10 protein-coding genes are annotated in these 12,172 nt (G+C 39.2%); all 10 read left to right on the forward strand.

Annotated features, from left to right (window positions below; translation table 11 throughout):
• Nucleotides 1–93: 93 nt before the first annotated feature.
• The 10 genes from rny to fabZ all read left to right on the forward strand — a co-directional run bounded on the left by rny (nucleotide 94) and on the right by fabZ (nucleotide 12,162).
• Entirely contained in the window at nucleotides 94–1,632 is a 1,539-nt protein-coding gene (gene rny, locus KH893_RS00730; protein ID WP_427859742.1) for a ribonuclease Y, read from the forward strand.
• Between the two features lie 174 nt (nucleotides 1,633–1,806).
• Nucleotides 1,807–2,607 carry a TIGR00282 family metallophosphoesterase gene (locus KH893_RS00735; RefSeq protein ID WP_281164253.1) on the forward strand — a complete coding sequence of 267 codons (801 nt, stop codon included), beginning with the start codon at nucleotides 1,807–1,809 and terminating at the stop codon, nucleotides 2,605–2,607.
• 12 nt (nucleotides 2,608–2,619) lie between these two features.
• Complete coding sequence (mutS, locus tag KH893_RS00740; protein WP_281164254.1) at nucleotides 2,620–5,214, forward strand: DNA mismatch repair protein MutS; 2,595 nt, start codon at nucleotides 2,620–2,622, stop codon at nucleotides 5,212–5,214.
• 13 nt (nucleotides 5,215–5,227) lie between these two features.
• Nucleotides 5,228–7,195: a DNA mismatch repair endonuclease MutL gene (gene mutL / locus KH893_RS00745; protein ID WP_281164255.1), complete on the forward strand. Its 1,968-nt coding sequence runs from the start codon at nucleotides 5,228–5,230 to the stop codon at nucleotides 7,193–7,195.
• A gap of 16 nt (nucleotides 7,196–7,211) precedes the next feature.
• Nucleotides 7,212–7,799, forward strand: a complete 588-nt coding sequence (gene ruvA / locus KH893_RS00750; RefSeq protein WP_281164256.1) for a Holliday junction branch migration protein RuvA — start codon at nucleotides 7,212–7,214, stop codon at nucleotides 7,797–7,799.
• Nucleotides 7,800–7,810: 11 nt separating this feature from the next.
• The gene (gene ruvB / locus KH893_RS00755) at nucleotides 7,811–8,818 is read left to right on the forward strand and encodes a Holliday junction branch migration DNA helicase RuvB (RefSeq protein ID WP_281164257.1); all 1,008 of its coding nucleotides are present in this window, start codon (nucleotides 7,811–7,813) and stop codon (nucleotides 8,816–8,818) included.
• Between the two features lie 18 nt (nucleotides 8,819–8,836).
• Nucleotides 8,837–9,880, forward strand: coding sequence for a tRNA preQ1(34) S-adenosylmethionine ribosyltransferase-isomerase QueA (gene queA, locus KH893_RS00760; protein WP_281164258.1), 1,044 nt, complete (start codon nucleotides 8,837–8,839; stop codon nucleotides 9,878–9,880).
• A 19-nt stretch (nucleotides 9,881–9,899) separates the two neighbouring features.
• The gene (gene tgt, locus KH893_RS00765) at nucleotides 9,900–11,045 is read left to right on the forward strand and encodes a tRNA guanosine(34) transglycosylase Tgt (protein ID WP_281164259.1); all 1,146 of its coding nucleotides are present in this window, start codon (nucleotides 9,900–9,902) and stop codon (nucleotides 11,043–11,045) included.
• A gap of 88 nt (nucleotides 11,046–11,133) precedes the next feature.
• The gene (yajC, locus tag KH893_RS00770) at nucleotides 11,134–11,499 is read left to right on the forward strand and encodes a preprotein translocase subunit YajC (protein WP_281164260.1); all 366 of its coding nucleotides are present in this window, start codon (nucleotides 11,134–11,136) and stop codon (nucleotides 11,497–11,499) included.
• A 216-nt stretch (nucleotides 11,500–11,715) separates the two neighbouring features.
• Nucleotides 11,716–12,162, forward strand: a complete 447-nt coding sequence (gene fabZ / locus KH893_RS00775; RefSeq protein WP_281164261.1) for a 3-hydroxyacyl-ACP dehydratase FabZ — start codon at nucleotides 11,716–11,718, stop codon at nucleotides 12,160–12,162.
• Nucleotides 12,163–12,172 lie beyond the last annotated feature (10 nt).

Here is a 12,172-nt window from a genome sequence, read left to right on the forward strand (position 1 = left end):
AATTAAACATCAAATCAATGATTATGTTTGCTTTTTAATCATTTATAACGATGTGGAGGTGAAATTTTGAATGCAATATTGCTTTACCTCGTCATCGCTCTTGTAACTTTGGGTATTGGATTTGCTTTTGGTATAGTTTTTCGTAAGCAAAATTATGAAAAAAAACTTGATGCAGCAACGCAAACTTCGAAGGGAATTATCGAAAACGCTAGGAAGGAAGCAGCTGCTAAAAAAAGAGAGGCTATTTTAGAAGCTAAGGACGAAAGTCATCGTTATCGCAGCGAGATAGAAAAAGAGTTGAAAGAAAGACGTTCGGAGATTCAAAGACAGGAAAATCGATTATTGCAGCGGGAAGAGAATCTTGATCGTAAGGATTCTTCCTTAGAGCAACGTGAGCAAGGATTAGTTCAAAAAGAGAATCGAATTGAAAAGTCAAAAAAGGATTTGGAAAAACGTCAGCAAGAAGCAGACTCTTTGGTCAAACAACAACAAACTGAACTAGAACGCGTTGCCGCTTTGACTCAGGAACAGGCAAAAAAAGAGATCATGACAACAACTAAAAATGCTATGAATCATGAATTAGCAGTTATGATCAAAGAAAAAGAAGCACAAGCGCAAGCAGAAGCCGATCGAACTGCAAGGGATCTGATCGCGCAAGCAATCGAACGGAGTGCTGCTGACACAGTTTCGGAAACAACTGTTTCGGTCGTGTCGTTACCAAATGATGAAATGAAGGGTCGAATAATTGGGCGTGAAGGTCGAAATATTCGGACGTTAGAAACATTAACTGGCATAGATCTGATAATTGATGATACTCCTGAAGCTGTTGTCTTAAGTGGATTTGATCCAATCCGGCGTGAAATAGCTAAGATGGCCCTCGAAAAATTGATTCAAGATGGCAGAATTCATCCAGCAAGGATTGAAGAAATGGTTGAAAAAGCCACTAAGGCAATGGATGCTAAAATTCGTGAAACTGGTGAAGAAGCTATTTTTGAATTGGGACTGCATTCAGTTCACCCTGATTTGATTAAAACAATTGGCCGGTTGAAATATCGGACCAGCTATGGTCAAAATGTTTTAGATCATTCTATTGAAGTGGCTAAAATTGCTGGGGTCCTAGCAGCTGAATTAGGGGAAGATCCTAATTTGGCTAAACGAGCAGGTCTACTGCATGACATTGGCAAGGCCATTGATCATGAAGTCGATGGCTCTCACGTTCAAATTGGAGTTGAGTTGACTAAAAAGTATCATGAAAGTGATGTAGTCATTAACACAATTGCCTCACATCACGGAGATGTTGAACCAAAATATACAATTGCAGTTTTGGTTGCAGCTTCAGATGCAATTTCGGCTGCTCGGCCTGGAGCTCGAAGTGAATCGCTGGAGAATTATATTCATCGGTTGGAAAAACTTGAGAAAATTACTAACAGTTTTGACGGTGTTAAGAAGAGTTATGCGATTCAAGCAGGTCGGGAAGTTCGAGTAATCGTTAAACCAGATGAGGTTAATGATTTAGAATCAGTAGTTTTAGCGCGTGACATTAAAAATAAGATCGAAAATGAATTAGAATACCCAGGTCATATCAAAGTTACAGTTATTCGAGAGACGCGAGCAATTGAATATGCAAAATAATCGACTTTTTCAAAAAGACATAATAAATTGATTAAAAAATCTTGGTGAAACTACAATAAAGCATTAGTTTTATTGTAGTTTTTTCTATCTGGAATTTTAAATGAACTACTTTTCGCACCTAGGAAATAAAAATGCTAAAATATATAAATAGGTTACTTAGAAAAGGGGAAAAAAATGCGAATTTTATTCGTCGGCGATATTATGGGGAATGCAGGGCAGGAAATGCTCGAAACATATTTGTCGCAGTTGAAACAAAAGTATCATCCACAAGTAACGGTTGTTAACGGTGAAAATGCAACTCATGGCAAGGGAATCGATCGTCACGCATACAAGAGGTTATTGTCTGCTGGTGCGGATGTCATCACGATGGGAAACCATACTTGGGATAATCCAGCAATTGAAGAATTTATTGGTGAAGCCAATAAGTTGATCAGACCAGCTAATTTTTCAGCTGGTCAAGTACCAGGCAAAGGTTACACGTTAATCCAAATCAATCAGTTAAAGCTGGCAGTCGTAAATTTACAGGGTCGGGTTTTCATGTCACCGTCTGATGATCCCTTTGCAATTGCTGAGCGGTTAATTGAGCGTTTGCTCAAACAAACAAAATTGATCGTAGTCGATTTTCATGCGGAAACAACCAGTGAAAAGGAAGCTTTTTCTTGGTGTTTTGATGGTAGAGTTTCAGCAGTAATCGGGACTCATACTCATGTGCAGACGAATGATGCTCGCATTTTGCCACAAGGAACGGCCTTTTTGAGTGATGTCGGTATGACCGGACCTTATGATGGCATCTTAGGAATGCAAAGGCCTGAAGTCATTAAGCGTTTTGTCAACCAAATGCCGACCCGCTTTGAAGTTGATGAACAAGGCCGACGCTGTTTGGGAGCTTGCTATGTAGACTTGGATGATGTGTCCGGCAAAGCAAAACAAATTCAAACGATTCAAATTAATCCAGATCATCCATTCATGTTTTAAAGGAGAATTCTAATGCCACAAAAAACTAAAAAAACGCCAATGATGGAACAGTATTTGCAGGTTAAGCAACAATATCCAGATGCCTTCTTGTTTTATCGTCTAGGTGATTTTTATGAAATGTTTTATGATGATGCAATCAAAGGTGCGCAAATTTTAGAGTTAACTTTAACGACTAGGAATAAAAATGCGGCTGAGAAAATTCCAATGTGCGGGGTTCCGCACCACGCTGCGCAAAGCTATATTGATACCTTGGTGGATCAGGGGTATAAAGTTGCTATTTGTGAGCAAATGGAAGACCCTAAGTTGGCTAAGGGAATGGTCAAACGCGAGGTTATTCAGGTTGTCACTCCGGGAACAATCACTGACAACGGAGCAAAAGAAGCTAAAGAAAATAATTACTTAACGGCAATTCATCAGCAAGCTGATCATTTTGGCTTTGCTTATGCTGATTTATCAACCGGTGAATTAAAATCTGCTGTACTTGAGAGCCCACAAGTTTTGTTGAATGAATTAATAAGCTTGCGGACCAAAGAAGTAGTTATTGATGATTCAGTCACTGAAAAGACTTTAACAGTGATCGATCCTTTAAGAATTATGATTTCGCACCAAGCCAAAGAACAAACTAGTGCCGAAGTTAGTTATGCTTTGCAAGATATTCAAAATGGTTTAGAACAAACTGTTTTGAGTCATTTATTAACATATTTAGTTCGGACACAAAAGCGCAGTTTAAGTCATTTACAAAAAGCTGTACATTATGAACCTTCAGATTTTTTAAAGATTGATCATGCTTCTAGCAGGAATCTGGAACTCTTGCAAAATAATCGGACTGGCAAGAAGCAAGGAACTTTGTTATGGCTGCTTGATCAAACCAAAACAGCGATGGGTGGTCGAATGCTTAAACAGTGGTTAGAGCGGCCATTACTGTCAGTTAAAAAAATAAAATTGCGGCAAACACGTGTCAAAAACTTGCTTGATCACTATTTTGAGCGTAGCGAATTGCGCGATGAATTAACCCGAGTGTATGACTTGGAAAGACTTGCTGGTAAAGTTGCTCTGGGAACCGTCAATGGGCGTGATTTATTACAGCTCAAGCAATCATTACAGCAGGTGCCAAAGATTCGCTATTTGCTGACAACAATTGATGATGGCAGTTTTAAAGGCTTGTTAACCAAGATTGACCCAGTAGCCGAGGTTGTTGATTTGATCGATCGGGCAATCGTTGATGATCCGCCAATGTCAGTTACTGATGGTAATTTGATCAAAGAAGGTTTTGATCAAGAGCTTGATAAGTATAAAGATGCGATGAAAAATGGTAAACGCTGGCTAGCTAAATTAGAAGCAGATGAACGGCAGGCAACTGGCATTAATAATCTAAAAATTGGTTTTAATCGGATTTTTGGTTATTACATTGAAGTTTCCAAAACCAATTTGAATAAACTCCCGCCGGATCGCTACCAGCGAAAACAGACTTTAACGAATGCCGAGCGTTTTATTACCCCAGAGTTAAAAGAAAAAGAAGATTTGATTCTCGGAGCTGAGAACAAAGCTGTTGATTTGGAATACCGTTTATTTGTTGATTTGCGTGAACAAATCAAAGATTATATTAAACGTCTTCAGCAGCTGGCAGCTAGTGTTGCGGCACTGGATGTTTTGCAAAGTTTTGCAGTTGTCAGCGAACAGCAGCATTTCGTGCTACCGCAGTTGACCAAAAAACATGAAATTGCAATTTCAGCTGGTTGGCATCCTGTTGTGCAGGAAGTTATGGGTCAGCAGAGTTACGTGCCAAATGACATTAGGATGCCTGAAAATTTAAATATTTTGTTGATTACTGGACCAAATATGTCTGGTAAAAGCACCTATATGCGGCAACTGGCACAGACCGTAGTTTTGACTCAAATTGGTTGCTTTGTACCTGCCAAAAAAGCCAAATTACCAATTTTTGATCAAATTTTTACCCGCATTGGTGCAGCTGATGATTTGATTGGCGGTCAATCAACGTTTATGGTCGAAATGCAGGAAGCTAATCAAGCTTTGGAACATGCTACCCAAAATAGTTTGATTTTATTTGATGAGATTGGCCGTGGGACAGCAACCTATGATGGAATGGCCTTGGCTCAAGCAATTATTGAATATGTTCATAATGTGATTCATGCTAAAACTTTATTTTCAACGCATTATCATGAATTAACATTCCTAGATCAGAATTTGAAACAGTTAGCAAATGTCCACGTTGGTGCGGTCGAAAAAAATGGTACGTTAACATTTTTACATCGGGTCGAAGCAGGCCCAGCAGATAAATCTTATGGAATTCACGTTGCCAAATTAGCTGGCATGCCGGAAAAATTATTGCGGCGGGCAGCCAAATTACTTGCAGACTTGGAAACTCAGGCTCAAAGCGATTCACGGACTAAATCTTCACTTTCTACAAGTTTCCCAAAAAAGTCAAAGGATCAACAGCTTTCATTATTTGTCCCCGAGCAAGTTCCACTTTCCAGCCAACAACAACAGCTAATTGCTGAGATCAAACAAGCAGATTTAGTTTCAATGACTCCACTAGCTGCTTTAAATCAATTATTCAAATGGCAAAAGGAATTAAAACAAAAGTGATTGGAGGAATTAGATGACTAGGATCAAAGAGTTGCCAGCAATTTTAGCTGATCAAATAGCTGCTGGTGAAGTAGTTGAACGACCAGCTTCAGTTGTTAAAGAGCTAATTGAAAATGCAATTGATGCTCAAAGTACACAAATTGATGTTTATGTCGCTGATTCTGGACTTTCATTGATCAAAGTTATTGACAATGGACAGGGAATAGCTGCTGATGAGCTTGAATTGGCGTTCAGACGGCATTCGACCAGTAAATTGCATGACAAAAGTGGTTTATTTAAAATTAAAACCTTAGGCTTTCGTGGTGAAGCGCTGCCGAGTATCGCTTCAGTTGCCGATGTGACTCTGAAAACGGCAATGACTGACGGGCAAGGGATGGAAATTGAGATTCGCGGTGGTCAGCAAGTGGATAAAAAGATAATTGCGCGGCCACAAGGAACTGAGGTCATAGTGAAGGCATTGTTTTATAATACGCCAGCGCGGTTAAAATATTTAAAAAGTCCACAGACGGAGTTAGCAGTGATTAGCGATATAGTTGACCGTTTAGCACTTGGTCACCCTGAAATTGCTTTTTCTTTGCACAATAATGAACGGGCTTTATTACAAACTGCTGGGAATAGTAATCTTCAGCAGACGATCAGTGCAATTTATGGAGTGAAAAATGCCCAACAGATGTTGTCAGTTCATGCCAATGATCTTGACTTTACAATTGACGGTTTTGTATCTTTGCCAAAGTTAACGCGGGCAACTAAAAATTATATTACGTTGTTGTTGAATGGCCGTTACATTCGTAACTATCAGTTGGCTAATGCTGTGATCAAGGGATATGGTTCGAAACTGATGGTTGGCCGTTACCCATTGGCAGTTGTTGCTTTGAAATTAGATCCAGTCCTTGTTGATGTTAACGTTCATCCGACAAAGCAAGAAGTTAGGATCAGTAAAGAAAAACAGCTGTGTGAATTGATTAAAACCGCGATTTATCAGCGGTTAGCTACTGAAAATCTAATTCCAGATGCCTTGGATAATTTTAAATCTGCACCAACTAGTCTGGATTTTGCAGACTTAGATGCAAAGCTCAATGAGACTTCACAACAGTATCATCATCAAGATCAGCCGATAGTTGTGACTAATCAGGCTTTGAAATCTCAACAACCAACCAAAGAAATGGCAACCAAGACGTCGGTCACAGCAGCCAGCATGTCAGCAGCTAAAAAAGCAATAATTATTGAAAAACGTCAAGATTTGACAGAGAAACTTAAAAATTGGGACCAAAAGTATCAAAACAAGCGAGTACTTGAAGAGCCTCAAGTAGCTGTTAATTCAAAGACGACAATGGTTACGGCTAGCGAACAATCAGAACCAATAAAAAAAAGATTTCCAGATTTGCGTTATTTAGCACAAATTCATGATACGTATCTTCTGGCAGAAGCAGAAGATGGTTTTTATTTGATCGATCAGCACGCCGCTCAGGAACGTTGCAAATATGAGTACTTTAGAGTAGCGATGGGGGAAGTTGCCAAAGATCAGCAATCTTTATTAGTGCCCTTAGTCCTCGATTATTCAACCAGTGATGCCTTGATCATTCAAAAAAACATAGCTAAATTGGCTGAGGTTGGTGTGCAACTGGAAGAATTTGGTCAAAATAGTTTTATTATTCATCAACATCCAACTTGGTTTGAAGATGGTAAGGAAGAAACAATGATCCGAGAAATGATCGACTGCCTTTTGCGTGATGGCAAGATCTCAATTGCGGCTTTTCGGGAACAGACAGCAATTAATATGAGTTGTCGGCTATCGATTAAGGCCCATCACCATCTTGATGATCGGCAAGCCCGAGCATTGCTCAGTCAGTTGGCAGAGTGTGAGAATCCATTTAACTGTCCGCATGGCCGTCCAGTTCTGATCCATTTTTCCAAAAGTGCTTTGGAAAAAATGTTTAAACGCATTCAAGATCCGCATCAAAGTCAAAGAAATCAGCTATAATTAACGGAGGAATAAAATGTATGATTATCTAGTTGGCAAGATAGCTAAGATCGATCCGGCGTATATTGTTATTGAGGTAGGTGGAATTGGCTTTCTGGTTTATGCAGCTAATCCTTTTAAATTTAAAATTGGTCAAGAACAAAAAGTTTTTGTTTATCAGGCAGTCAGAGAAAATGATATTTCACTCTATGGCTTTCAGACCCAAGCCGAAAAAAAGTTATTTGTTAAGTTACTGAATGTTTCAGGGATTGGTCCTAAGAGTGCTTTAGCAATTTTGGCAACTGACGATCTTAATGGCTTAATAACAGCTATTAGCAGCAATAACATTTCTTATTTAACAAAATTTCCTGGTGTTGGTAAAAAGACAGCTCAGCAGATTGTTTTGGATTTGAAAGGGAAGCTAGTAGCAAACACAGTCCAGACGACCTTAACTCCTGCAACAGAAATTGATTCAGGCATATTGCAGGAGGCTTTAGCAGCTTTAGCAGCGTTAGGCTATACTAGAAACGAGATTAAAAAAATTACTCCTAAATTGGAGCAGGCTGCAGCACAAACAACGGATGAATATTTGCGCTTAGGTTTGAAGCTTTTAATGAAAAACTAGGAGGTGATTGAATGTCAGATAAAGACCGGCTGGTATCTAATCAGCCAGTTGGCGATGAAGCAAATGATTTTTCATTACGTCCCAGATCTTTTGATCAATATATTGGGCAAACAGCGATCAAACATGAATTGAAAGTCTATATTCAAGCTGCTAGGAGTCGTCAAGAAGCCTTAGATCATGTCCTATTATATGGACCACCTGGATTGGGTAAGACAACCTTAGCAATTGTCATTGCTAATGAGATGCAAGTCAATTTACGGACAACTAGCGGACCAGCGATTGAAAGACCGGGTGATTTAGTAGCGCTTTTGAATGAACTCGAAGCGGGGGATGTTTTATTTATTGATGAGATCCATCGGTTGCCAAAAGTGGTTGAAGAAGTTTTGTATTCAGCAATGGAGGATTTTTATGTTGATATTGTGATTGGGCAAGGACCAACTGCACATCCAGTTCATTTCACTTTACCGCCGTTTACTTTAATTGGGGCCACAACGCGGGCTGGATTATTATCAGGGCCATTACGTGATCGGTTTGGAATTGTTGCTCACATGAAGTTTTATGATCAGATAGAACTGACCAAGATCGTTAAACGAACTGCTAAGTTGTTGCAGACCCAAATTAGTGATTCTGGGGCTCAAACGATTGCTGGTCGTTCTCGCGGGACGCCACGAATTGCTAATCGGTTATTAAAAAGAGTTCGTGACTTTGCTGAAGTGCAGCATGATCAGGTAATTGACCAATCAACAGCTGATGCAGCTTTAAAAATGTTACATGTTGATAAATTAGGCTTGGATGACACCGATCGACAATTATTAAAAGTTATGATTCAATTTTATAATGGTGGTCCAGTCGGCATTAACACCTTGGCAGCCAATATTGGCGAGGAAGTTGAAACGCTCACTGAAATGGTTGAGCCATTTTTACTGCAATTAGGTTTGATCAAACGGACTCCGCGCGGTCGCGTAGCCACGTTCAATGCTTATCAACATTTAAATTTGCCATATCATAAAAAAGATTAAAAGAAGAGGATGGAAATTTTGACAGAGGAACATTTAACAACAGAAGATTTCGATTATGAGCTACCAAAAGAATTGATCGCTCAAACACCGCTAAAACAGCGTGATCATTCCCGCTTATTGATTTTGGACAGTCAAACCGGAAAGTATCAGGATGATGTTTTTTATAATGTCATTGATCAATTAAATCCTGGTGATGCCTTGGTAATGAATGATTCACGGGTCATGCCGGCACGTCTTTATGGTGAAAAGCCAGATACTGGTGGCCATTTAGAGGTTTTATTGTTGAATAACACTGACGGTGATAATTGGGAAACGCTAATCAAGCCAGCGCGTCGGGCAAAGATTGGAACCAAGATCACGTTTGGCAATGGTGAACTCAGGGCAGTTGTCACTAAAGAACTTGAACATGGTGGTAGAATGATTAGGTTTGAATATGACGGTATTTTTATGGAAATCCTAGATCGTTTAGGTGAAATGCCACTGCCGCCGTATATTAAACAAAAACTTGAAGATCCAGAAATGTATCAAACAGTTTATTCCCGGGAAATTGGTTCAGCGGCTGCTCCAACAGCTGGATTGCATTTTACCAAAGAATTATTGCAAAAAATCGCTGATAAAGGAGTTCAGTTGGTTTATCTAACCTTGCATGTGGGACTAGGAACTTTTCGTCCGGTTTCTGAAAAAAATATTGAGGATCATCAGATGCATAGTGAATTTTACCGTTTGAGTGAAGACGCTGCCCAAACTTTGAATGATGTTCGTAAAAATGGTGGGCGGATCGTTGCAACAGGGACAACCGTGATTCGGACCTTGGAAACAATTGGTACAAAATTTAACGGTGAAATCAAAGCTGATAGTGGTTGGACAGACATTTTTATTTATCCAGGCTATCAATGGCAGGTTGTTCAGGCCTTTATCACCAACTTCCATTTGCCAAAATCAACGTTGGTTATGCTAGTTGCTTCATTTACTGGCAGAGAAAATATTTTGAATGCTTATCGACATGCTGTTTCACAAAAATATCGCTTCTTCAGCTTTGGCGATGCAATGTTTATTAAATAACAAAGATAGGAGAATTTGTATGTCACAACCAGCTGTAAAATATCGGCTGATCAAAGAAGAAAAACACACTGGTGCAAGATTGGGCGAATTAATTACGCCACATGGGACGTTTCCAACACCAATGTTTATGCCAGTTGGAACTCAGGCAACTGTTAAAACGTTGACGCCTGAAGAATTAAAAGCAATGGGTGCCGGCGTAATTCTTTCAAATACTTATCATTTATGGTTGCGTCCGGGAGAAAAAATCGTTCAAGAAGCTGGTGGTTTGCATCAGTTCATGAACTGGCCACGAGGTATCTTGACAGATTCTGGTGGTTTTCAAGTTTTTTCTTTGGCCAAAATTCGGGATATTACCGAAGAAGGAGTTCATTTTCGTAGCCATTTAAGTGGTGAAAAACTTTTTCTATCACCAGAAAAATCAATCCAGATTCAAAATGCTTTAGGGGCAGATATTATCATGAGTTTTGATGAATGCCCACCTTTTTTTGAGAGTTATTCGTATATCAAACATTCGGTTGAACGGACTAGCCGCTGGGCTGAACGGGGTTTGAGAGCCCATCAGCATCCTGATCGACAGGCTTTGTTTGGGATTGTTCAAGGCGGTGGTCACCGGGCGTTACGGCAGCAAAGTGCTCGTGATTTAGTAGCCATGGATTTCCCTGGTTATTCGATCGGCGGTCTTTCAGTCGGTGAAAGCAAGGCTGAGATGAATCATGTCCTTGACTTTACGACTCCGTTTTTGCCAACCAATAAACCGCGTTATTTGATGGGCGTTGGTTCAGCTGATTCTTTGATCGATGGTGTGATTCGCGGTATCGATATGTTTGATTGTGTGTTGCCAACTAGGATTGCCCGTAATGGCAGCTGCATGACTTCGCATGGCCGTGTTGTAATCAAAAATGCCAGTTATGCACATGATTTTGGTCCGCTAGATGATCGTTGTGATTGTTATGTCTGCCAAAATTATTCGCGAGCCTATCTGCGCCATTTATTCAAAGCTGGGGAAACACTTGGCTTGCGTTTAGCAAGTTATCATAATTTATATTTCTTATTACACTTGATGCAAAGTATTCGCCAAGCAATTTTAGCGGATAATTTGTTAGAATTTCGCGAACGTTTCTTTGAAGAATATGGTTTTAATCGCAGAAATCATCGTAATTTTTAACAAAATCACAAAATTCAATAAAAAGCCTAGCACTCATCACGAATCTCTGTTAAAGTTAAAACTGATTAAATAATTAGGAGTGAATATCATGAATAGTAGTACAATATCAACAATCATTATGTTTGCCGCTTTGATTGCCCTGATGTATTTTATGATGATCAGACCGCAAAAAAAGCAGCAGCAGAAGCGTCAGCAAATGTTGGGAAGTTTAAAAAAGGGTGATGAAGTAATAACTCTAGGACGTTTGCATGGTACCATTGATAGTCTTGATACAGCAAACCATACAGTAGTTTTAGATTGTGATGGAATTTATCTGACCTTTGAGGCTTCAGCAATTATGCAAGTCAAGAATTCAGCTACAGTGAAAGCAACTGATAAGTCAGTGAATGAACAAGCAAAAGAAACTAAGCAACAGGCAATAGAGGATAAAAAGCAAGAGGATTCGGAAAATTAAATTACTTCTCATTAACTTTTTAGTTCAACAACTTGCTTAATTGCAGATAAAGATCAGTCAACGCGCTGATCTTTATTTTTTTGTCTTAATTATTTAATAAGAGATTATAAAAATGGGAGGTTTCTTAAGTTTAATTTGACTTTTTATTTTGAATGCAATATTATTTGAGTATCGAATATTTTGATGTTCGAAATAAATTTGAGTGAGGTGACAAGCATGGCAATTATGGACGCACAGGAAATTATGAATTTGATCCCTAATCGTTTTCCAATTTGTTATATTGACTATGTTGATGAAATTGAAGCAGGCAAGAGCATCACAGCAACGAAAAATGTAACAATTAATGAATCATTTTTTCGGGGACACTTTCCAGGAAATCCAGTTATGCCTGGAGTTTTGATTATTGAAACTTTAGCGCAAGCTGCGTCGATTTTGATTTTAAAATCTCCCGAATTTTTAGGGAAAACTGCTTATTTAGGAGCGATCCACCGAGCTAAGTTTCGTCAGGTTGTCCGTCCGGGCGATGTGCTTAAGCTTAAAATCGAACTAACCAAAAAAAGAGAGAATATGGGAATCGTTACTGCCAAGGCATTGGTTGATGAAAAAGTAGCCTGTGCAGCCGAATTGATGTTTGTTGTTGCGGAACGTAATCAAAAAATCTAGCAAAAAGATT

This window comes from Liquorilactobacillus sicerae (assembly GCF_029916425.1).
GTDB classification, from domain to species: domain Bacteria; phylum Bacillota; class Bacilli; order Lactobacillales; family Lactobacillaceae; genus Liquorilactobacillus; species Liquorilactobacillus sicerae.